Source organism: Rhodanobacter sp. UC4448_H15, from assembly GCF_052978265.1.
The window spans coordinates 914,259-935,064 of the sequence record NZ_CM129665.1 but is presented as its reverse complement, the minus strand read 5'-3'; the positions used below and the strand labels follow the sequence as shown (position 1 = coordinate 935,064).

The following is a 20,806-nucleotide window of genomic DNA, read 5'->3' as shown; positions in this document are numbered from 1 at the left end:
GTCGATCTCCTAACTCGCGAAAAGAATGCCGGCGTCCGTGCCCGCCGGAACGTATTCGGCCAGCCGCGCCGCGAGGTTCGCCTCGCGCTGCGGCTCGTACAGGTCGTGCCAGACGCCCATCGCCGAACGGTCGGACGCGCCGCGGCGGATCTCCGCGCAGCAGCCGTCGGCCAGGCGCAGGTAGTGCGGCGTGCCGTAGCGCCAGCTGCGGAACTGCGGCACCAGGCGCAGCCGTTCGTGCACGCGCTGCTCCGGCGCCACCGCGGCCAGCGCCAGATCGGGCTGGCAATGGAAGCGACGCGGCGTGCGCGAACCGTCCGCCACGTGGCAGAAGCGCACGCAGCCCTGCTGCCGGCGCAGCACGCGCAGCGGACCGGCGAAGATCGAGTCCTCGGCCAATGCGATGCCATGCGCCTGCACTTCGCCGATCACCGTGCAGCGGCGGAAGCTGGCCTCGACGTACGCCACCGCCTCGTCCGGCGCACCCAGCGCCACGCGCTCCATGCCGGTGGCGTCGAGGATGCTGTCGCACAGTTCCAGCGGCGGCGGCTCGCCGCGGCGCTCGGGGCTGATCACCATGATCGCGCCGAGGATGCTGTGCTCGACACGCAGCGCCGCGCGCGTGCCGTCGAGCGTGACGCTGGGTTCGCCCGGGCGCTTGGGGTCGCAGTCGCAGTGCAGCGCCCAGCCCGGCACCAGCGTGCAGTGGCGGATCAGCAGCTCGCACAGGTCGCCGCCAGCAGCGGATTCCTCGTCCGGCCCGTGCACCTCGATGCCGCGGCCCACGATCAGCAAGCCGTCCAGCAGCACTCGGCTGCCGGCGCGACCGCTGACGCTGAGCGCGTCCGGCTGGCTGGCACGCACGTCGAGCAGGCGCAGCACCGGCCGCGTGCGTTCGGCCGCACGCAGCTGGATCGCCTCGCCGGCGTCGAGCTGCAGTTCGACGCTGCCTTCGTACACGCCGCTCTCCGCCAGCTCGATCACCAGCGCGCGCAACACCGGCGTGGCCGCCTTGGCTGCGGCCCACGCCGCCAAGGCGTCGGCGATGCTGCCGAAGTGGCCGGCCGGCCAGCCGACGTTCGCCGCGCGATCCCGCCGCGCGGCGTGCACCACGTAGCGCGTGGCGCCTTCCAGCTCCGGCGTGACCCGCGCGTATTCGCCGCCGCCGAGATCGCCAGCGAAGCCGTACTGGTAGCTCACCCATACGCCGCGCTTCGGCCGCTGGTTGGCAGGAAACAGCAGGCGGCCGCACTCGGGGTCGACCGCCACGCGCCCGCGCTTCACCTGCCCGCGCCAGCCGGACAGGTCGGCCGGTACCAGCAGCTCACGCGGCACCGGCACACCCTGGCCTTTCGCCGGCCAGTCCGGCGCCCACACTTCCACGCTGCGTCCCTCGCCGTAGAGTTCGGCCGACACGCTGGCGTAATCGGCCAGCGGGCCGCGTTCGGCGAACTGCCAGCGGCGCAGCGGCAATGGCAGGTTGCGCTCGTCGGCGATGTGCGTGGGTTCGGTTTCCGCGACCGGACGCTGGAACAGCGGCGTGTCGTTGCCCAGCACGCTGAAGCTGAAACACTGCGGGCCGCGCTCCTCGATGCAGTACGCCGGCGTGCACGTCACCGGATAGCTGCGCAGGCGACAGGCGAACACGCCCACCGCAGGGACGTTGTGGCGGCCGCGCCGCTGCGCGCTGCCCAGGCGCCGCACGTCCACGCTGTGCGCAAACGGATCGAACGCGCCGTCGACCCAGCCGATGCGTTGCAGCCGGCCCGGATCGCGCAGGTCGGCGGTGCCGCCGCGGTGTGGATGCTGGTGGTCGAGATGCTGCATCCAGCCGAGCCGGCGATAGAACTCCACCGCACGCGCCGGCCAGCCGGCGGCATCGCGCGACAGGTCTTCCAGCAGCGACAGCGTGCCCTTGCGCCGCCGCGCGTCGATCGTGTTGGCCACGTCGGCGCGCGGCGCCAGCACGCGGCCGAGGCGGGCGTCGCGGCACCCGTCCTCACCCAGCGTGGCCGCTTCCGGCAGCAACGTATAACCGAGCAGGTCGCCGATGTACGGCACCACCCAGTCGTCGCAGGTCTCGATGAAGGCGTTGTCGTACAGCCGCGCGATGTCCTGCTCCAGCACGTCGGCCTGGCGCGTCAGCACGCGCAGGAAGTCGCGCAGCGGCCAGCCCTGCTCCGCGTCGCGCATGCGGTAGACCACCGGCAGCAGGTCGTACAGGCGATCGGGACGCGCGCTCATGGCGTGGCCTCCTGCAGCAGCAAGGTGTCGGGAACGTTCGGCGGCAGATAGGCGAGCTGCGCCGGACGCAACATGCCGTGCTCGTCGTAGCGGGCCGGCCGCACCGGCACGCGCGGCGGCACCGTGCTGGCTGTCGAGGCGGCATGTGACGCCAGCGCGGTCGTGTCGCCCGCCTTGCCGTTGTCGCCGCCCACACCGAAGCCGGCCAGCAAGGTGGCCTCGTCGAGACTGCCGAACGCATCCACGTCCACCCAGGCCACGCCGCGCACGGCCTGCACGCAGGCGACCAGTTCGCTGAGGTAGACGCTCTGCGCCAGCGCGCGCCGCTCGAAGCCGAACGCATCCAGCAGCGCCGCACGCAGCGCCGGCTCGACCGACTCCCAGGCGAAATCGGGCAGCAGCCCCACCTTCGCGCTCACGGTCAGCGCCAGCAGCTCGCGCACGCCCAGCCGCACCGGCAGCGACGGATCGCCGTAGCGCCGCAGCGCCTGCAGCAGGTTGCGGCAAAGATCGGAGGTAGCATTGATCGGCGCATCGGCGGCGCCGGCAATGGTCACCTGCACCAGGTTGCCCAGCTTGACTGCCGCCGCCTTGCCGACGCCGCCGAACGTGCGTGCGAAGTCGGCGTAGTCCGCCACCGAGACCAGCCGGTCCAGCGCCAGCACTGCCAGCGGCACGTTGCGGCGCGCCTGGTCGCGCGTCTCCGCGTCGGCGCCGCCGGAGGCGCGCAGCGGGTTGATCACCTCCTTCACGCCCAGCGGCCGCGTCGCCAGCAGGCTGACCTGCCCCGCGCGTACGTTGCCCGGCGCGCCGATGCCGTTGCGGTACGTTGCGACGACGTTCTCGATGCCGGTGGGCAGGCGCGCGCCGTGCACGCCGTCGCCGAACTGCACGATGGTCCTGCCGTCGTCGTCGGTGGCGGTGACGAAGCGGCGGTCGTTCGCGCCGACGAAGGCGAGGTTGCGCGTCTCGTGCCATTGCAGGTCGTTGACGCGCAGCGTGAGCGTGCTCTGCACGCCATCCACCGTGGCCGCCGACACCCAGGTCAGCGGCGGCTGCTTCAGCACGAAGGCCTGCATCGACGCCGCGCCGCTGCCGCTGCCCAGCACCTCGCGGCGGCTCTCGCCGTGGGTGGCGCGCACTACGTTGGCGCGCACCGTCATGCTGTCGCGCGCGTAGCGATAGGCCAGCCCCGCGTTGGCGAACACCAGGGTGCTGTGCACGGTGTCGCCGGGCAGGTTCGCGTCCACGCCCTGCTCCACTGCGGACAGCATCACCAGCTCGGCGGCGCTTACCGCGTCGGTGCCCGGCACGTCGCTGCGGCGGCCCTCGACGATCACCCAGCGGCCGGCCTCGAGGCCGTCGACGGCGCCATCGAGAGTGAGCCGGGTGGCGCTGTCGCCGGTGCTGCGCGGGCTGCCGTCGGCGACGAGCGCGCCGACCTCGTCGCCGATCACCAGCTCGGCCAGCGGCAACGACTCGCTTTGTGCGTGGACCTGCGTGGCACGCAGGGTCGACATGCTCGGCGCCTGCCACACGGACGTGTCCGCATCCGGCTTGACCAATTCGATCCCGGTGGTCTTGCCGCTGATGCCGTAGGCACTGCGCGGATGCACCTGTACGCGCCTGGCCTGCGCGACGACCGGCGGCCCGTAGCGCCCCGACTGGATCAGCAGGAAGCTGCCCGCCTGCACGCCGTCGTAGGCGTTGTCGAGCTGCACGAGGTCGTCCTCCTCGCCGCCGTCCGCGATGGCATCCCAGTCGCCGTCGGGCCTGGAGACGTAGGGCACGGTGCCCTTGGTGGCGGGGTCGTCATTCAGTCCCAGCCCCATGATGCGCGGCGCGTTGTAGCCGAACAGCGGCGCGGCCAGGCGCAGCGCGTACACGCCGTTCAGGGCCGGCGAAGGCTCGCCCTGCGGCATGCTGGCCCAGGCACGGTAGAAGGTGTCATGCAGCTGCGGCGCGAATTTCAGCAGCAGTTGCGGCCGCGCATCGCTGGCCTTGCCCAGCGCCGCGGCGACGCTGCGTTGCAGGCGCAAGCTGTTGGCCGGCTGCAGCGTGGCTTGCCGCGTCAACGCGCCGAACAGCGCACCGAAGCCGCCCGCCGGCGGCGGGCTGACGGCGCCGTCGCCGCCAAACGCCTTCACCACGGCCAGCAGGAACGCCTGCGCCGGCGCCGGGCCACCGGCAAGATTCCCCACCTCCAGGCCGAAGCTTCCCAGCAGACGGTTGACGCTGCCGACGTCGCCGCCGCCGAGCAGCAAGCCGCGGTAGAGCCTTTCGATCCGGTCGCGCAATGACGTGCCGCCGGACAACGCGGCGACCGCCACTTTCGCCGCCGCCACGATCTGCCCCTGCAATGCGCCGAACGGCTGCAGCACCAGCCTGCTGCGCCCGCTCTGCTGCTGTACTTCAATCGACTGCACCTGACGAACCACCGGCACGCAGGCGGGAAGTTCCCCGAACAGGAACAGCAGCCGATCGTTCGGCTTCAGGCCGGTGGCCGTGCTGGCCACCCACAGCGCGTCCAGCGTGGCCACGTTGTCGAGCGTGATGTCCTGCGGCAGCGTCAGCCGCGGCCTGAGCGCGTTCCATTCGTAGCGCGCATCCAGCGGCTCGGCGGTCTCGAAGGTCTGCATCTGCTCGCCGGGCGCGGGCACCGATTGCGCGCGCGCGCCGGCAGGGATGGTCACCGGCGGCGAATCCTTTTCCACCGTATAGGCGAGGTACACGCTGGCGGCGACGCCGGGGCGCAGGCGGTAGTCGAGCAGCCGCGCCAGCTCCAGCACCGAGCGGCGCTCGGTGGCGGTGCGCAGGTAGGCCTCGTTGGCGATGCGCTCGGTGTAGAAGCTCAGCACGTCGGCACCCACCGCCCAGGCGTCGAGCAGAGCCATCGCCGGGTCGTCCGCTGCGCGCGTGCGCAGCCCAGCCAGCGCCGGCAGGACGGCGTCGCTCAAGCCGGCTTGCATGGTGGCGCGGAAATCGGCGTAGCGGCCGACGCGGTAATTCAGCGCGTCCAGCCCCGGCCGGTTGGCCAGCGGCAACGGCGTACCGGCGATCGCGCCGCAACCGCAGGCGCAGGCGTGCTTGCCACAGGCGCTGCAGCAGCTCATCGGCCACCTCCCAGCGTGAAGCGGATGCTGCCGTGATTGGGATGATCCGGGTCGTTGTCGACGCGGGCGATGTCGCGCGCGGCCAGCCGCAGCACGCCGTCGTCGGGCACGCTGTCGGTCGCATCGTCGGCGCGCGCCAGGCACGACACCTCGACGTGGGACACGCCGGCGATCGCCTGCGCCTCGGCCAGCAGTGCGCTGGCGAACACCGGCGCGCCCAGCTTGAGCCGGTCCGGATGGAAGAAGCCCGGCGTGCCGTCGCGGCGCAGGCCCGAACTGAAGCGGTCGCGCAGCGCGGCCTCGACGTGGGCGACGAGGAAATCCGGCCGCACGCAGACGAACAGTGCGATGCGCAGCGGCACGTAGCGGGCGGCATGCACCTCGACGTCGTGGCCGATGCGGCGGTAGCGCTCCAGTTGTGCGCGGATGCGCCGCGCCAGGCCCGCCGGCAGGTCTTCGCGGCCCAGGGGATCGAGCGCCACGTCGGCGGCGTACCAGCTGCCGCTCCACTCCAGCGCGGCGGCGGCGCCCTGCAGTTCCGATGCGCGCGCGGCGAAACTCGCGTAGTCGTCGGCGACGATCGCGCGCAGCGGGTTGGCGCGGAATGCGCCGGGCGCGTACAGCTTCACCTCGGCCAGGCTTTCCGGCGCGGTGCCGCCGCTGGCCGGCAGCGGATTGCGCGGCACCAGGTCGGCGGACAGCACGCCCGATTTCAGCGCCAGCCACACGATGCTGTCGCGCCCGACGTTACCGGCCGGGCCGTTGCCGATGCGCGAGGCGGCGCGGAAGAAGTCGCCAGCCTGCGGCTGTGCACCGAGCACTCCGTCGCCGAAGCGCAGGTGCGCGGCGCCGTCGTCGTCGATCTCGACCACGACGTGGCGGTCGTCCGGGCCACTTTCCAGCAGGTCGTACTGCGGCCACCAGCGCCAGCGCGGGTCGGGCGTGCCGTCCACCAGCAAGTCGGCCAAGGCGCCGCCATGCACGACGAGCTGCGGCAGCGCGAGGCGCGGATCGCGCGCCAGCAGCTTGCACACCGGCGCGTGCGGCGGCAGCGGCTCGGCCCAGGTCAACGGCGCATCCGGCAGCACGTGGCCGGTGTCGGACGGCGGACGGCGCACGTCGGGCACCGCGTCGTCGCAACGGCAGCAGCCGTACTGCGTGTCGCCCGGCACCAGCCAGCAATCCTCGGCCAGCGCGGCGCAGCGCGTGCAGGCATCCGGCATCGCGGCGAGCGCGGCGGCGAGGCCGGGATAGTCGCCATCCTCACCGCTCGGCGTGCAGATGGCGCTGGACGTGCACTGCCCGCGCAGGTGCTCGCCGTGGTCGACCAGCAGCACGTTGCCGCGCGCCAGGCTGACGTCGTGCAGCCACGCGCAGTCCGGCGCCGGCGTGCGCACCGACAGGCACAGGTCGAACGGCAGCGCGTCGCAGGCATCCCACGCCACCTCCAGCAGCAGCGTGCCGTCCAGCGGATCGACGGACGTCCGGACGTCCGTGAGGCGCACCGCGTGCCGATGCGCGGGATCGGCATCGGCCGGATTGCCGGTCTGCGGCCCCAACACTTCCTCGAAGATCAACAGGTCGCCTACCGCGAGCTTCAGCGCCCGCTGCGTTGCGATGGCAGCCAAGGCAACCGGTGCGGAATCGTTCGCTGCCGCGAGTGCCGAGGGCGGCGCCGATGCAGCCGGTGGCGTCGTCGGGGGCGGCGGCGCATCGACCAGGGTCGCCCGCGTGCTGCCGCGCGGCAGGCAGCACAGCTCGTCGCCCCAGTTGTGCAGCCGGATCGCGCTGTGCGCGGCGACCACGTCGAACGTGGTCATGCCATCCAGCGGCATCGGCTCGTAGATCAGCGCACCCTGCGCACGCGCCGCGTCGAGCTGAATCGCGTCGATCACGCCGGGTTGCGGATGGCCCTGCCCCGGCGGCGGCACCAGCAACAGCAGGTTGGCGAGGTCCAGACTCAGGTCGTTGCTCGAGGCCAGCGTGACGAAGGCGCGCGCGTTGCAGCCCTCGTGCATGCGGTAATCCACCAGCCGCGCATGCCGGCGCACCGAGATGCGCTTGCGCGCGGTGCCGAGGTAGGCCTCGGTGGCGACCGCGTCCTGGTAGAAGCTGAGGTAGTCGGCGGTATACGCCAGCGTCTCCACCAGCGCGATGCCGAGGTCCGGCACGTGACGCTCCTGCCACGCCGGCATGTCCAGCGCGAGGCGGTCGAGGAACAGCTGGCGGAAGCTGGCGTAATCCTTGGCGAGGTAGTTGATCTCCGGCGCGGGCGACGGTGGCGACACGCACGGCGTCTCGTCGGCGCAGTCCAGCGTCTTCGCGCAGTCCAGGCGGAAGTGCAGCGGGACGCAGGCATAGCGCGGATCGAAGCCGGGATAGGCATGCCAGCTCGCCGGGTCATTGCCGGAGGCCGCATCCACCAGGCACAGGCAGTACGCGGTGTGGTCGCCTTCGCGGTCGAGCACGATGCGCAGGCAGGCGTCATCGTGCATGTCCGGTTCCAGCTCGGGGTTCACGCTGAGCACGCGCAGCCCGGTGATGCGGTCGCCGCCGCTGATGCGCACGTTGGTCACGCCGAGACCTTGCGGGATCTCGCCGAACAAATGCACGCACAGGCTGACGCCGTCGTCGCCGACCTCGACGTAGTCGATGCCGTTGAGCGTGCCGGCCAGCCGCAGCTTCTCGCGCCGCGCCGGCACGCTGCAGGCCGGCAGCGGCGCGCAGCCGATCGTGCCGAGACTCGCATGGACGTTCGCGCGGTTCATGGCAGGCTCCGCACGAAGCTGTCGCTGCGCGTGTCGCCGCTGGCGCGCACGGTGTAGCTGAGGTCGACGCGCAGGGTGGCGTCCTCGCTGCTGACTTCGAGCTTGCCCACGTCGATCACATCGCCCAGCCAGCGCTGCAACGCCGCTTGCAAGGTGAACTGCAGCGCAGCGGCCAGCTCCGGGCTGTTCGGCGCGAACACCAGCTGCAGCAGGCCGCTGCCGAAGTCGGGCCGGTTCACCCGCTCGCCCGGGCTGGTGAACAGCAGTTGCTCGATCATCTCGCGCACGTGCTCGTCGTCGCCGGTTTCCGCGACGCGGCCGCGGGGGTCGAAATGGAACGGGTAGTCCAGGTTCATGATGGGACCCTCACATCGCGGTGACGCGCGTCTGGCTGGCGACGATCAGCAGCGGCGTGCCGGTCGGCGCGCAGATCGCCTGGCTGTCGATGAGCAGCAGCGGCTGTCCGTTGGAAGCGACACGGGTGGCGGCGGTGACGAACTGCGCGCTGACGCATGGCCCGTTCGCCGCCGGTGGTGGCGGCAGCGCGCAGCCGGCAACCAGCCACGGCGCCGGCATCGTCACGCTGGGCTGGCCGCTGACGGTGACGCGCGGATTCGGTGCGGTGGCCTGCGCCTGGCCGCCGTGCGAGCAGAGCACGCTGGCGCCGACATGGATGAGGAAGCCCGGCATCGCGCATCTCCCTAGGTCACAACCAATGCGCCGTTGTTCACCGTCACCGTCGGCCCCGCGAGCACGATGGTGGCGCCCTGGCCGTTGGAGATCGTGATGCCGACCTCGTTGACCATGATCATCGCGCCGGTGACGCTCTTGATCAGGATGCCGCCGGCCGGCCCCGGCACGTCGCTGATCGAGATGGTGTTCTGCAGACCCGACTGCAGCACCACGCTCGGGCTGGCCGGATTGCCGGCCAAGGCCAGCGCGGGCACTTCCGCCGCGCTGCCCCAGAAGCCGCCGACCCATACCGGATAATCCGGATCGCCCTGTTCGAACTCGATCCACACGCCGGCGCCGATCTGCGGCACCACGTACACGCCGCTCTGCTTGCCGGCGATCGGCACGCACGGCATCGCCCAGCTCGACGGGATCAGCCCGGACACGTCCGGCACCATCGCCTGGATGCGGCCGCGCTGTTCCGGGTCCACGTTCTGGATCACGGTGCCGCGGTACTTGCCGAAGAACTTGTTCATGGCAGCACCAGCGGCACGGCGGAGACCAGTCCCTTGCGCGACAGCTCGAAGCTCTGCTTGTACTCGCCGCGCCTGATCGTGTGACGCACCTGGCTGACGTAGTGCAGGCCGTCGAATGCGGGCCCCACGCCGCGCACGCCGACCAGCTGGCGCGACTTCAGCACGCGGCCGTAACGCACCACGTCGAGGCTGCCACGGCCGGTGACGGTGTCGGCCGATTTTGCCGCCTCGGCCATGCCCAGCAGCATCGCGCGCTGCGGCGAATACTTCGCGGTCTCGTCCAGCGGTCGGAACTGCTGCGGCGGCGGATCGACCAGCCCCAGCGGCGGATTCAGCGGGCCGACATCCGGGATCGGAATCGGCAGCGGCACCTTGGTCTGCTCGTTCTGGATGTAGACGACCGGCAACTGCCGCGCGTTGCCGTTGTAGCTGAAGCTCAGCTCGTCGACGTTGCTGGCCGCGTCCATGTCCGCGTTCAGCGCCGGCTGCGGCACGCCCACCTTCACCTTGGGCCCCCAGTACGCGATGCTCATGCCCGGCGCCGGACCGGGATCGAGATAGAACACGTAGCCCACGCGCTCGGCCAGCAGGCGGATGTACTCCAGGTCGCTGCCCTGCTGGGTCGGGATGCGGTTGGTCGGGATCGGCACGTCCATCGCGATGCTGGGGATCACCAGCGGCACGATGCCGAGGAAGGCGTATTTCGCCAGCAGCAGCGCCACGATCGCCTCGGCCGGCATCGCCGGGTACGGCACCCCGGGCAGGCCGGAGAATTCGAGCTTGGTCATCACCGTGGTGAGGTCGTCGCCGGTGACCTGCAAGGTGGTGTGGCGCTGGTCCGCGCCGGGCACCACTTCGGTGCGGGTCACCACGCCGTCGATCAGCACCTGCGGCATGCCGTTCACGGTGACCACCACGATCACCCGCAGCAGCGGCACCACGCCGCCACCCGAGAGCAGGAACAGCGTGTGCAGCGGCGACTGCACGCTCAGCGTGAACTGCAGGGTGAACGCACCGGCCGCCTCGTCCGGCGCGTTCACCTCGACCCGGGTGAGCGCATCCAGCACGAGCTGCGGCACCGGCACCGGCACCACCGGGCCGACCAACAGCGTCAGGTGCACGCCTTCAAGCATGCGGCACCCCCGGGATGCCTTCGGGCAAGGTGATGCGCAGCTCTTTCCCGATCGTCCCGGTCAGCTCGTCCGGGCGCAGCGCGCGGTTCGCGTCGCACAGCCGCCAGAACTGTTCGGGATCGCCCAGGTACTTCGCCGCGATGTTGTCCAGCCGCTCGCCCTGCACCACGCGATGCCACTGCAGCAGGGCGAGGCTTTCCGGCGGCGGCACGAAGCGGCGCTTCAGGTACGTCACCATGCTGCCGTCGGCGCGCACGAGGCTGGTCGTGGGCGTCAGCGCGTAGCGGCTGGTGGGCGGGAAATTCGAGGTCATGGAGGCTTCTCCGTCGCGGGCGTGTCGATCGACCCGGTTCCGTCAGGCGTACACCGCCTCGCCGCGATCCCTCCGGGATCGCAGCTCGGCCAGCATCTGCTGTTCGCTTTCGTCCGCCGCCCAGGCGGGTCGCAACTGGAAGTGCGGCTGGTCGACGATGGTTTTCCAGTTGCCGCCCCACTCCAGGCCCAGGTCCATGCCCAGCGCGCCGACGGCCTTGTACTTCGGCGACTCCGGCAGGTAGCGGTTGCCCTCGAACACGCCGATGTCGAAGGCGATGCCGAAGTTGTGGTTGGAGTAGCCGGCGCGGGCGTTGGTCACCTTCTTCCCCGGCGCCGTGCGCCCCTGCGCATACAACGCCGCCTGCTCCTCGTAGCTGCGCAAGCCGCTGATCACGCGGATGCTGATGCCCGCAGCAGCCGCCTTCTGCACCAGGGCGCGCGCAATCGGGCGTACCTGCGGCAGCAGCGTGGCGATCACCTTCTCGCTGCGATCGTCCACCGGCGAAACGGCTTCGGCCGGCTTCATCTGATCGATCTTCTTGTCCACCAGCCGCGCGTAGATCGCGCCCCAGGTCTGCGGGCCGGCCTTGCCGTCCACCTCCACGCCGAGGGCCTGCTGTACGGCGGCAATCATTTCCTCGATACGCATGTCGCTCTCCGATGTGTTCGCGGGGTATTCACGGCACGCCGCTCAAGCCGAGCGCGGACAGCTGGCCGCCCGCGCCGCCGGCCAGGCGCTCCTTCTGCTGCAGGTAGCTCATGAACAGGCTGGCGGCCTTGTGCCCGGAGGGCACGTCGTTCACCGACAGCACGCGCAAGCCCAGGCTGACCTTGGCGCGGATCGGGTTCAGCGCGGCGTCGAACGCTTCCTCGGTGACGCCGAACTCGGTGACGCGCACCGGCAGGATGCGCGACTTGCTCCACACGAACAGCGCCAGCGGCGTCTCCATCGGCACGATCTCCAGCGTGCCGATCTGCGCCAGCACATCGTTCGCGCGCAGTTGCCCGCTGCGCGGGTAGACCATGGTTTCCAGTGCCGCCAGCTGGGCGAAGATGCCGGACTCGGCGACCCCGCCGTTCTGCTCCGGAAATTCCAGCTGGTCGGTGGCGTCGATCTCCGCCTCCAGCTTCAGCGTCTCCACCGGCGGCCCCTTCAGGCGCAGCACCTCGGAACGATCGCCGCCATCCGCGCTGACCGCCTGCACCTGCAGCGAGCGCGTGAGCGAATCGGGGTTGTACTGCAGCGCTATCACCCGCAGCACCGCCGAGCTGGCCGCGTCGATCAGCACGATGCCGCCCTTGAGAATGCGCGGGGAGCCGGGGAAGGTGCTCATGGCTGGCCGCCGCAGCCAGGCAAGCGGTCCAGCCGGCCCGGCCCATGCAGAGTCAGTCGTAGTTGCATTGCTTTGCGGTCTCCGGCTGGTTGCGTGGTTCGCCCAGGGGACAATCGGCATTCCTGTCCGGCTCCCTCTCGGCCGGGCCGAACTTGCCCGCGTCCTCCGCCTGGCGCGAATGGGGCTTGCAGGCCGCCTCGTTCATGGGGGTGAGCGAGCCACTGGTCCGGTGCTGCTCCATGCGTTGTTCCTTGTGCGTGGTGTCGAGTTCGACCGTCGCGTAGCGCAGGTAGCCGAAGATGCCTTCCCATGGGCGACGCCCCCGGCCCCGGTTCCTGCGGAATTGTTCGATCGCGGCCAGCAGCTTCGGTGCCGCCGGTGAATCGGCGGCCACGCCGAACAGCTTCAACCGCTCACCCGGGTCGGTGACGCGATCGAGCAGGCCAAGGAACTGATCGGCAAGCCGGGGGTTGGGGATGTCGCCGCCGACTAGGAACTGGGTGACGTCTTCCGCATCGCCGAAGCCCACGTCGCGCAGGGCGTCGGCAAGGCTGCTGCCCGGCGCGATCGTCGGCACGCGACCGAGCAGTTCGCCACCGGCCATCGGCGCCGGCAGCGGGACGCGCGGGCCGAGCCGTTGGGCCAGCAGGTCGCGCAGGCGCCGTGCGCGCGACAGCGAGAGCTTCTGGTTCGGCTCGGGCTTTTCGCGGTTGTCTTCCGGCGAGGCATAGCCACTGATGGAATTGACCTGGCTTCCCGCCGCGACCTGCTGCGCTACCTCATCGAGGGTGTGCTTCGACTCTCCCTTCAACTGCGGATCAAGCGTGTCGCGGTCGCTGTCCAGACTGAAGTAGTAGCGCAACCGGCCACGCTGCACGACATCCACGGTGACCGGCTCCTGGACATCGCGCGGTGGAATGTCCTCGTAGCACTGGTAGGAAACCGGGCAGCGGCATTCGCGGCAGGTCTGGTCGCTGACGGTTTGGCCGGGAAGATTTCCGCCCACGCCACCGGTGATCGTGAAGGGGCCGCCCGGCGTATCGGTTACTTGAACGCCGATCCTGGTGCCACCCGGCGTTTCGTAGCCGGCCCCCGCCTGTATGTCCAGTTTTCCCGACTGCGTTCCCTTCAGGACTCCCCCGCTGCCGCCGATCTGGCCGCCGTTCGGCAGCTTGACGCGGACATCCGCCGAACCGCCGGCCTGCGGTTCCTTGCCGGTGTTCTGCACCTGCCCCTGCACGCCGACATTCACGTTGCCTGCGACGTTGACGTCCACGCCGACCTTCGCCGTACCCGTCGTGAGAGTCTTGGGAACGATGTCGCCAGTGACCCGCGCGGTGACCTTGCCGCTGCAGATCTCCAGCGTCACGCCGGGATTCGGGGTCAGCTGCGCGGATGCCCTCGTGCGCGTGACGTTGCTTCCGGCGCAGGCACACAGATAGCGGATGATGCGAATGACGACCTGGTCGTCGCCACGCTTTCCGCCATCGACGCTGGCAGCACGCCCGCGACCGCCTCGCAGTTGCGGCGATTTGAAATCCGGTTCGGCGTCGGCGACATCCGGCGTGTCGGCCAGCGTCGGTCCGGGCCGGCGCTGCAAGGCGGCGGAAGGCGCGGCGCGTACGGCTGGCACGGCGGCACCGGTCACCACCCGGTCGGCAACGCGATCCGCCTCGATTTCGGCGCTCGAATCCACCGCACCGACGGCGAGCCGGGGACTCAACGACGCCGGTGACGTGCCCTGCTGGAGGGTATGCGTCAGCTCGTGCGCCAGCAGGCGGCGCCCCGCGGCGGAGCGCGGGGCGAGCTGCCCCTCGGCAAACACGATGTGCTGCCCCACGGTGTATGCCAGCGCGCCCACGGCCCTGGCCGAAGCCGCCGCACTGTCGTCGGCATGCACGCGTATCGCGGAGAAATCGCGGCCGAACCGCGGCTCCATGTACTGGCGGGCGGCCGGATCGAGCGGCGTTCCGGGCGAACGCAACACGGCCAGCACCGCGTCCGGTGCCTGGGTGCCGGACGCGAGGGATGGCCCGGCCTTGCGTTGCAAGGGATGGCGCTTGCGGGCGCATTCGGCGCACGTTCCGCCGCCCGGCACATGCCGGCCACAGCCGCACTTCCGCTGCAGCACGAAGGCGGTTGCCGGGGCCACCTGCGCCGCCGCCATGCTGGCGCTGCGCTCAGCCACGTCCGCCTCCGGTGCGCGCAGCCGCCCTCTTCGCCGCCCGCTTCGTCTTGCGCAACCCGGCGAGGAAGGCGTCGAGCTTGCCCGCATCCAGTCCGCGCTTCTTCTTCGCGGTGTCGATCGCGTCGATGACCGCGTAGGCTTCGTCGCAGTACTTGACGAGGAAGGCCCAGCTCATCTGCTGCTTGCGGCCCCAGGTGACGCAGACCGGGCCGCTCTTCGTGTAGCCGGGCACGTAGACGTAGTGGCCGTTGCGCGGGTTCGGCTGGCCGGCCTTGCCGCTTACCACGGCCCACGGCTTGCCGGCATAGAACTGGGTCAGCGCCGCGTCGGGCAGGCTGAAGCCGAGGCCGACGCCGATATCCATGAACACCGCGCGCTTGACCTCGCTGCGCTTGCCCTGGTCGATCTGCGCGAAGGCCTTGATCCTGTAGCGCCGCTTCGCGGCGAGCCAGCCCTTGCTGCGCCACTTCTTCAGCGAATCGAGCACGACCAGGCCGCTGTCCGCTCCACCGGTTTCGCCGAAGTATTCGTGCAGCACGTCCTTGTCGCTGATCGCGATCAGCTTGTTCTGTTCGGCCTTCTCGAAGCGCAGGGTCTGGTGCGCGCGGCCGGCGATCACGCAGTCGCCGTACTGGTCGTTGCCGAACATCGGCGTGGGGATGCCGTGGTGCACGACGTCGAAGTCGTACTCGGCCGGCAGCACGGGCGGCGCCTTCAGCAAGGCGGCAAACATCAGGTTGCGGTCGTCGCGTCTGGCCTTCCGTTTGCCGAAACGCACGATGCCGTCGGGACGGGGTTTGGGGATCGCTTTCATGTCAATGCTCCTTGCCCGCGACGCGCGCGGCGGGCGTGATGCCGAGGCCGTGCTGCACCGCCGTGGCGATGCGCGGGCCGAGGCGCTCGTGCGGATCGCTGGCAGTCGGCAGCCTCGCCGGCGGCAGCGTGGCCACGGCGCCGAGACCGCGCAGCGCGTCGACCGCGCCTGGCCGCGTCAGCAAGCGGGCCAGCTCGCCTTCGAGCGCGGCACGCACGTTGCCCGCGCGTTCGCCGCCGAGCAGCGCCTCGTCCAGCACCAGCCGCTCGATGTGCAGCTCGATGCTCACGGCTTGCCTCCGGCGCTTTCCAGCCAGCGGAAGTCCGCTTCGTTGATCGGCTTGTCCAGCTTGCGGTATTCGGTGCGCACGGCATCCAGCAGCAGCGGCATGCCGATCGACACGCCAGCCTTGGCCGCCATGAATGCCGCGTTGAGCGCGATGCCCTGGATGCTGCCGCCGGTGAGTGCGAGCCGCGCCAGCCGGTCGAAGTCCAGCGCGCCCACCGCCGCCTGCGCCGGGAACACCGAGGCCCAGATCGCGCGGCGTTCGGCCGTGCCGGGGAACGGGAAGTTGATGACGAAGCGCAGCCGGCGCAGGAACGCGCTGTCCAGCGCGCCCTTCATGTTGGTGGCCAGGATCGCCAGCCCGCGGAACGACTCCAGCCGCTGCAGCAGGTAGTTCACCTCGATGTTGGCGTAGCGGTCGTGGCTGTCCTTCACTTCGCTGCGCTTGCCGAACAGCGCGTCGGCCTCGTCGAAGAACAGGATCGCGCCGCCGCCCTCGGCCGCGTCGAACAGCTTGCGCAGGTTCTTCTCGGTCTCGCCGATGTACTTGCTGACCACCGCCGACAGGTCGATGCGGTACAGCGACAGGCCGAGTTCCTGCGCCAGCACTTCCGCCGCCATGGTCTTGCCGGTGCCGCTCTCGCCGGTGAACAGCGCGCTGATCGACAGCCCGCGATTCATCCGCTGGCGGAAACCCCAGTCGTCGTAGACGGTGGTGCGCTGGGCAACCTGGTCGGCGATCTGGCGCAGCAGGGCCTTCTCGCTGTCGGGCAGTTTCAGGTCGTCCCAGCCGGCCTTCGGCTCGATCCGCTGGGCGAGTTGATCCAATGCCGGTCGCGTATGCGCCAGTGCGCCCTGCCACAGCGTCGGCGCCAGCGCGGCGGGCTTGTCCTCGGCCGCTGCCAGCGCAGCGTGTGCGATCTGCTCGATCCTGCCCAGGTTGAAATCGAAGTGGCCGGCCAGCTGCTGCGGCTGCGCGCCGGCGGCGTCGCCGAGCAGGCGCTGCCACAGCGAACGTTGCTCGATGGCGGTGGGCTTGGCCACGTCGACGCTGAGCGCCTGCGTGGCCGCACCCGCCCACGGCTCGCGCGCGTCGACGAAGGCGAGCCCGCCGGTGCGCGCGAGGAAACGCTTGACCCATGCGGCAGTGGCGTCGCCGTGTTCGACCTCGGCCGCGTCGAGGTACAGCGCCAGCGGCAGCAGCTGGCTCTCGCGCTGCCACAGCCGCAGCAGGGTTTCCTGTTCGGCGACCGCGGCCGGCAGCAGCTCCGCCGACAAGCGATAGGCCTGCGCGCCAAACGCGGCGGCGATGGCCTGCGCGATCGCCTGCTTGCTGACGCTGTCGCTGCCGAGCAGTTGCACCAGCGGCAGCGGCTCGCCCGGCGGCACGTGGTGCAGGCTGTCCAGCAGCTGATCGGCGATCGCCTGCTGCGACGGCGGCAGCGTGGCCGGCGGCAAGGCGGTGAGCAGCGGCGTCAGCCGGTCGTCCAGGTAGTTCATGCCCTTGACGAAATTCACCACGCGCTCGTCGGCACTCAGCGCCGCGCCGATCAGCGGCTGCGCACCGGGCTGGTGGATGTCGAGCAGGCGCCAGTAGCGCAACGGCCGCTGCGGCGACAGCGCGTCCCAGCTCGGCGCATCGAGCACGGCGAAGGCCAGCGCGAAGGTGGGATACGGCCGCGCCGGATCGTGCTGGGCCTGCGCGCACAGCGCGGGGAAACGCGTGTCCAGTTCCATGCCGACGCACAGCAGGAGCACGTCGCGCTCGAACGTGGACAGGCCGAGGCGGTTCGCGAGCACGGCCAGCGCCGGGGTGTGGCCGCCCTCGTCGTCGTCCGGTGCGGCAGCGGCCACGCCGTCGTCCGGCACCGCGGCGACGAGCGGTCGGGCGGCGGGCGGTTCGTCGGCAGCCGCCGCTGCGAGCGGCGGCGGTGCGTGCTGGCCGCTGAAGATCCGCGCGACCCAGGAATGCTTGGGCCCGGCCGGCGCGCTCACCGCCGGCGCGGATTCCATCAGCGCGGTGGCCGCCGCCGGTGCGGCCGGCGGCGTGTCGTGCCGCTGCGCGGCGCGTTCCAGCCGCGCGCGCAGCTCGGCCAGCGCACCGGCGAGGTAGCGGTCGTTCGCTTCCAGCCACGGCGCGTAGTCGTTCATGACACGACCACCTGCTGGTCCGCGGCGAACGCGGGCACGCTGCCGCTGAAGTCGACCGGGATGCTGTCGGCGCCGTCCACGCGCAGGCGCACGGTGTACCTGCCCGCGGCCACGCCGGTGAGCTGGAAGACCAGTGCGGTCGGCTGGTGCGTGTCGGCCGGGTTGCCGAGGCTGGCCGGCGCCAGCAGGCGATCGCCGAACAGCAGGAACACGCGCTGGCCGTCGCGGATGCGCGGGGTGCAGGTCAGGTTCAAGGCGAAGTCGCCGGCCGCGGCGGCGAGCGAGCCGAGCGTGATGCGCGGCGCCAGCACCAGCGGCAGCTCGTTGCTGAGCAGCGGCGGCAGTCCCGGCGACTGCACCAACAGGGCCACGGTGTAGATGCCCGGCGTCCAGCGCGCGACGGCATCGGCATCGTCGGCGGTGTCGGCGAGATGCACGCGCAAGCTGCCGGCCGCGTCGCCGGGTCGCGGCGCGATATCGATCGGTGCGTCCAGGCGCAGGCTGCTGAAGCGGGCCAGCGCGTGATCCGTCGCGAGCTGGCGCCCGTTCAGCACGATGTCCTCGCCAAGGCGCACGGCAGCCTGATGGCGCGGGTAGTCGAGCGCATCCAGCACCGCGGCGGCGGACGCGGTGGCGATCACGCCGCGGTCCTGCGCGCCGCGCCGCAGCACCGGCAGCGGCGCACGCATCGCCGCCTGGCTGTCGATCAGCACCACCGCCGCCTCGTAGACGGCCGAGGCGCGGTAGTTGGTCTGGAACGCGGTCCACAGCCGGGACAGCTGGTCCACACTCTGCGGCAGCGGGGTGACGCGCACGCGCTCGATCTGGCCGGCCAGGTCGTTGTCCGGCAGCGCGTTGCGGATGTCGTTGCCGTCGAGCACGCCGCGGTCGTGCAGGGTGCTCATCGCGGCGGCCAGCACGCGGTGGCTGAGCGCGTCGTTGTCGTTCTCGCCGCGGCCCCAGGCGGTGATCACGTAATGCAGGTTCAGCGCGAGCGGCGGCGGCGCGGTCTCGCCGGGACGCACTTGCCCCGGCAGGTCGAGGTTGCGCCAGGCCGCGTTGGCCACCACTTGGTACAGGAACAGGTTGAGCTGCGCCTTGCTGATCCCCTTGCGCGCCACGTCGGGCGGCTGCAGGGTCACCTCCAGGTCGCTCAGTTCCGCATCCAGCACGGGCATCTGCGCCAGCAGCAGGTTGCGCAGCGTGCGCGTGGTCGCGGCGATGGCCAGCACGTTGCTCATGGCGAGGCCTTGCCGCGCTGGCGCAGGTAGTCGTCGAGGCTGCCCGGCTGCGGGCCGTCGCGACGACGCGGCGGCGCGGCAGCCGCCGGCGTGGCGCGCACTTCGAGCCGGCCGATGCTGACGTGTACCACCGGCTCGCGCGCTGCATCGGCCTTGCCTTCGGCTCGCGCGGCGGCGGCCCGCGCGGCGACGGCGCGTTCGGATCGCGTGGATGTCGCACCGGTCGCGGCAAACACCGGTGCTGGTGCAGGCAGCAAGACGCCGTTCGGTGCGGGCGTCGATGCGGCTTCCCGGCGAGTGCGCGCCACGCGCGGCGGGCGCGGGAAGGCGAACGAGGAAGTGACCGCCGGACGTTCCGGCGTGGGCGGCGTGCTGGCCTGTTCGGCGCCGATGGCGCGCACCGGCGAGGCCGCGCGCGGTGGCGACGGCATCGGCGCGTGCGGTACATCGGCGGCGGTGCCTGCCGTCGTCGGCAACGCCGGGTGCTCCACCGGCGCGACGCGGGCGGCACGTGGCTCGATCGACTCGCGCGCATGGGTCGGCGCGCGCGGTGGCGGTGCGACATCCGGCACTGGCGGCACTGCCGGGCTCGCCTCGCGAGCGCGCGCGAGCGCCTCGCTCTCGTCGGCCGGCGGCGTGACCGGCGCGCGCTGCAGCGGTTCGAACAGCGACGGCAGCCGTGGCGCCAGCGCCGCCCCGCTGCCGATCGCGCGTGCCGCCAGCCGGTCGAGAAAATCGCTCATGGCGCGCACAGCTCCAGGTAGGCCTGGCGGCGGCGGGGGCTCAGCGCGAGGATGTCGGCCTCCGCCCAGTGGTAACTGGCGGCCAGCGTGTCCACCTCGCGCAGCATGTGCAGCGCCCAGGCGTGCAGCTCCTGCCACAGGAAGCGCGCGATATCGAACAGCGGCTGCCATTCGTGGCCGCAGTCCGGGCAGCGGAAGGCCAGTTGCAGGTCGGCTTGCGGATCGGCCTGCGCCATCGCCTGCGCGATCTGTGCCTGCAGCTCGTGCGGCAAACCGCGAGGCTCAAGCGATTCGCCGCCATGCTGCACGGCGAGCACGCAACGTTCGAGCAGCAGCGCACGCGCGGCCCCGCCATCGCCGCAGCTTTCCAGCGCCAGCAGGTCGCGGCTGTCGGGCAGGCGGAACTGCACGCGGATGCCGTGCGCGGCGTGCTCCAGCGTGGAGGCGGCGGCGTCCGCATCCGGCAGCCGCAGGTCATCGCAGCGGAACGTCGCCTCGACCGTGGCCGCGCATTGCGGGCACGCCGCCACCGCGTCGATCGCGGCGCCGAACAGGCGCTCGCGCAACTTGAGCAGCCGCGCGTCGCGCCGACCCAGCGGCATCGCCGCCAGTGCATCGACAGAAGCTTCGTCGTCGCAGCTGCAGCCAAGCAGCAACAGTCCGCGTGCCGCGGCGGACGGCTCGCCCCCGCGTTCCCAGACCTGCAGCAGCTGCGCGGGCGTGGGCGTGTGCATGGCGCTCAGCCGGCGGGTACGGTGAAGCTCGGCTCGGCCGGCTCCGACACACCGACGTCGCGCTCCCAGCCCTCGTTCTCCAGCTTCAGGTGCTGGATCGCCACCGCGTTCGCGTTCGCGTCCAGGTCGGGCATCGCCTGGTACTCCGAGACCCAGCAGCGGTACAGCTTGTAGGCGAGCGCGAGCTGGCCGGCCTCGTTGTAGACCTCGAGGATCAGGTCCTTGCGGAAGTCCTTCAGCGAGACTTCCGCGCCGAGCCCGGCGCCGAAGTTCCACACCTTGTTCGCCCACTTCTCGAACTCGGTGTCGTGGGTGACGCCGCGCTCGATGGTGATCGCCTCGTACTCGGTGCGCCCCGGCGACTTGCGCGTACTGCTGGGGTCGCCGCCCTCGCGGTGCTTGACCACCTCGGTGGTGCGCTTCAGGCCCGACACCTTGCTGATGCCGGCCACGTAGCGGCCATCCCACTTCACCCGGAACTTGAAGTTCTTGTACGGATCGAAGCGCTGCGCATTGACGCTGAACTGAGCCATGG

At 71.2% G+C, this 20,806-nt stretch carries 18 protein-coding genes and 1 pseudogene; all 19 read right to left on the bottom strand.

The window, feature by feature from the left end:
- Positions 1-9 precede the first annotated feature (9 nt).
- Complete coding sequence (locus ACVCMI_RS04060) at positions 10-2,244, bottom strand: hypothetical protein (protein ID WP_447097358.1); 2,235 nt, start codon at positions 2,242-2,244, stop codon at positions 10-12.
- A complete protein-coding gene (locus ACVCMI_RS04055; protein WP_447097359.1) occupies positions 2,241-5,357 on the bottom strand; it encodes a putative baseplate assembly protein in 3,117 nt (1,038 codons plus the stop codon). The genes ACVCMI_RS04060 and ACVCMI_RS04055 overlap by 4 nt, the downstream gene beginning before the upstream one ends.
- Positions 5,354-8,125, bottom strand: coding sequence for a putative baseplate assembly protein (locus ACVCMI_RS04050; RefSeq protein ID WP_447097360.1), 2,772 nt, complete (start codon positions 8,123-8,125; stop codon positions 5,354-5,356). The genes ACVCMI_RS04055 and ACVCMI_RS04050 overlap by 4 nt, the downstream gene beginning before the upstream one ends.
- Entirely contained in the window at positions 8,122-8,481 is a 360-nt protein-coding gene (locus tag ACVCMI_RS04045) for a GPW/gp25 family protein (protein WP_447097361.1), read from the bottom strand. Before ACVCMI_RS04045 ends, ACVCMI_RS04050 begins: the two co-directional genes overlap by 4 nt.
- Positions 8,482-8,491: 10 nt before the next feature.
- Positions 8,492-8,815: a hypothetical protein gene (locus ACVCMI_RS04040; protein WP_447097362.1), complete on the bottom strand. Its 324-nt coding sequence runs from the start codon at positions 8,813-8,815 to the stop codon at positions 8,492-8,494.
- 11 nt (positions 8,816-8,826) lie between these two features.
- Positions 8,827-9,333 (bottom strand): phage baseplate assembly protein V, encoded by a 507-nt coding sequence (locus tag ACVCMI_RS04035; protein ID WP_447097363.1) that lies wholly within the window; start codon positions 9,331-9,333, stop codon positions 8,827-8,829.
- On the bottom strand, positions 9,330-10,466 hold the full coding sequence (locus ACVCMI_RS04030; RefSeq protein WP_447097364.1) for a hypothetical protein: 1,137 nt from the start codon (positions 10,464-10,466) through the stop codon (positions 9,330-9,332). The genes ACVCMI_RS04035 and ACVCMI_RS04030 overlap by 4 nt, the downstream gene beginning before the upstream one ends.
- The gene (locus ACVCMI_RS04025; protein ID WP_447097365.1) at positions 10,459-10,779 is read right to left on the bottom strand and encodes a LysM domain-containing protein; all 321 of its coding nucleotides are present in this window, start codon (positions 10,777-10,779) and stop codon (positions 10,459-10,461) included. Before ACVCMI_RS04025 ends, ACVCMI_RS04030 begins: the two co-directional genes overlap by 8 nt.
- 42 nt (positions 10,780-10,821) lie before the next feature.
- Positions 10,822-11,307: a M15 family metallopeptidase gene (locus ACVCMI_RS04020; RefSeq protein ID WP_447099491.1), complete on the bottom strand. Its 486-nt coding sequence runs from the start codon at positions 11,305-11,307 to the stop codon at positions 10,822-10,824.
- A 45-nt stretch (positions 11,308-11,352) separates the two neighbouring features.
- Positions 11,353-11,436: pseudogene (locus ACVCMI_RS04015) on the bottom strand (peptidoglycan-binding protein); the annotation flags it as partial.
- A 22-nt stretch (positions 11,437-11,458) separates the two neighbouring features.
- Positions 11,459-12,115 carry a hypothetical protein gene (locus ACVCMI_RS04010; protein WP_447097366.1) on the bottom strand — a complete coding sequence of 219 codons (657 nt, stop codon included), beginning with the start codon at positions 12,113-12,115 and terminating at the stop codon, positions 11,459-11,461.
- 52 nt (positions 12,116-12,167) lie between these two features.
- Entirely contained in the window at positions 12,168-14,282 is a 2,115-nt protein-coding gene (locus ACVCMI_RS04005) for an eCIS core domain-containing protein (protein ID WP_447097367.1), read from the bottom strand.
- Positions 14,283-14,295: 13 nt separating this feature from the next.
- Positions 14,296-15,117, bottom strand: coding sequence for a hypothetical protein (locus ACVCMI_RS04000; protein ID WP_447097368.1), 822 nt, complete (start codon positions 15,115-15,117; stop codon positions 14,296-14,298).
- 1 nt (position 15,118) lies between these two features.
- Complete coding sequence (locus tag ACVCMI_RS03995; protein ID WP_447097369.1) at positions 15,119-15,406, bottom strand: hypothetical protein; 288 nt, start codon at positions 15,404-15,406, stop codon at positions 15,119-15,121.
- Positions 15,403-17,553 (bottom strand): ATP-binding protein, encoded by a 2,151-nt coding sequence (locus tag ACVCMI_RS03990; protein WP_447097370.1) that lies wholly within the window; start codon positions 17,551-17,553, stop codon positions 15,403-15,405. Before ACVCMI_RS03990 ends, ACVCMI_RS03995 begins: the two co-directional genes overlap by 4 nt.
- Positions 17,550-18,794 carry a DUF4255 domain-containing protein gene (locus ACVCMI_RS03985; RefSeq protein ID WP_447097371.1) on the bottom strand — a complete coding sequence of 415 codons (1,245 nt, stop codon included), beginning with the start codon at positions 18,792-18,794 and terminating at the stop codon, positions 17,550-17,552. The genes ACVCMI_RS03990 and ACVCMI_RS03985 overlap by 4 nt, the downstream gene beginning before the upstream one ends.
- Positions 18,791-19,537: a hypothetical protein gene (locus ACVCMI_RS03980; RefSeq protein WP_447097372.1), complete on the bottom strand. Its 747-nt coding sequence runs from the start codon at positions 19,535-19,537 to the stop codon at positions 18,791-18,793. The genes ACVCMI_RS03985 and ACVCMI_RS03980 overlap by 4 nt, the downstream gene beginning before the upstream one ends.
- Positions 19,534-20,271: a T4 family baseplate hub assembly chaperone gene (locus ACVCMI_RS03975; protein ID WP_447097373.1), complete on the bottom strand. Its 738-nt coding sequence runs from the start codon at positions 20,269-20,271 to the stop codon at positions 19,534-19,536. The genes ACVCMI_RS03980 and ACVCMI_RS03975 overlap by 4 nt, the downstream gene beginning before the upstream one ends.
- Before the next feature lie 5 nt (positions 20,272-20,276).
- Positions 20,277-20,804, bottom strand: a complete 528-nt coding sequence (locus tag ACVCMI_RS03970) for a phage tail protein (protein ID WP_447097374.1) — start codon at positions 20,802-20,804, stop codon at positions 20,277-20,279.
- Positions 20,805-20,806: the final 2 nt, after the last annotated feature.

Excerpts from the sequence above, each read along its gene's own strand:
- ACVCMI_RS04030 (WP_447097364.1), bottom strand. The coding sequence starts at position 10,466 with ATGCTTGAAGGCGTGCACCTGACGCTGTTGGTCGGCCCGGTGGTGCCG.
- ACVCMI_RS03990 (WP_447097370.1), bottom strand. The coding sequence starts at position 17,553 with ATGAACGACTACGCGCCGTGGCTGGAAGCGAACGACCGCTACCTCGCC.
- ACVCMI_RS04050 (WP_447097360.1), bottom strand. The coding sequence starts at position 8,125 with ATGAACCGCGCGAACGTCCATGCGAGTCTCGGCACGATCGGCTGCGCG.
- ACVCMI_RS04040 (WP_447097362.1), bottom strand. The coding sequence starts at position 8,815 with ATGCCGGGCTTCCTCATCCATGTCGGCGCCAGCGTGCTCTGCTCGCAC.
- ACVCMI_RS04060 (WP_447097358.1), bottom strand. The coding sequence starts at position 2,244 with ATGAGCGCGCGTCCCGATCGCCTGTACGACCTGCTGCCGGTGGTCTAC.
- ACVCMI_RS04055 (WP_447097359.1), bottom strand. The coding sequence starts at position 5,357 with ATGAGCTGCTGCAGCGCCTGTGGCAAGCACGCCTGCGCCTGCGGTTGC.
- ACVCMI_RS03980 (WP_447097372.1), bottom strand. The coding sequence starts at position 19,537 with ATGAGCGATTTTCTCGACCGGCTGGCGGCACGCGCGATCGGCAGCGGG.
- ACVCMI_RS03975 (WP_447097373.1), bottom strand. The coding sequence starts at position 20,271 with ATGCACACGCCCACGCCCGCGCAGCTGCTGCAGGTCTGGGAACGCGGG.
- ACVCMI_RS04005 (WP_447097367.1), bottom strand. The coding sequence starts at position 14,282 with ATGGCGGCGGCGCAGGTGGCCCCGGCAACCGCCTTCGTGCTGCAGCGG.
- ACVCMI_RS04035 (WP_447097363.1), bottom strand. The coding sequence starts at position 9,333 with ATGAACAAGTTCTTCGGCAAGTACCGCGGCACCGTGATCCAGAACGTG.
- ACVCMI_RS03985 (WP_447097371.1), bottom strand. The coding sequence starts at position 18,794 with ATGAGCAACGTGCTGGCCATCGCCGCGACCACGCGCACGCTGCGCAAC.
- ACVCMI_RS03970 (WP_447097374.1), bottom strand. The coding sequence starts at position 20,804 with ATGGCTCAGTTCAGCGTCAATGCGCAGCGCTTCGATCCGTACAAGAAC.
- ACVCMI_RS04045 (WP_447097361.1), bottom strand. The coding sequence starts at position 8,481 with ATGAACCTGGACTACCCGTTCCATTTCGACCCCCGCGGCCGCGTCGCG.
- ACVCMI_RS04020 (WP_447099491.1), bottom strand. The coding sequence starts at position 11,307 with ATGAAGCCGGCCGAAGCCGTTTCGCCGGTGGACGATCGCAGCGAGAAG.
- ACVCMI_RS04010 (WP_447097366.1), bottom strand. The coding sequence starts at position 12,115 with ATGAGCACCTTCCCCGGCTCCCCGCGCATTCTCAAGGGCGGCATCGTG.
- ACVCMI_RS04000 (WP_447097368.1), bottom strand. The coding sequence starts at position 15,117 with ATGAAAGCGATCCCCAAACCCCGTCCCGACGGCATCGTGCGTTTCGGC.
- ACVCMI_RS04025 (WP_447097365.1), bottom strand. The coding sequence starts at position 10,779 with ATGACCTCGAATTTCCCGCCCACCAGCCGCTACGCGCTGACGCCCACG.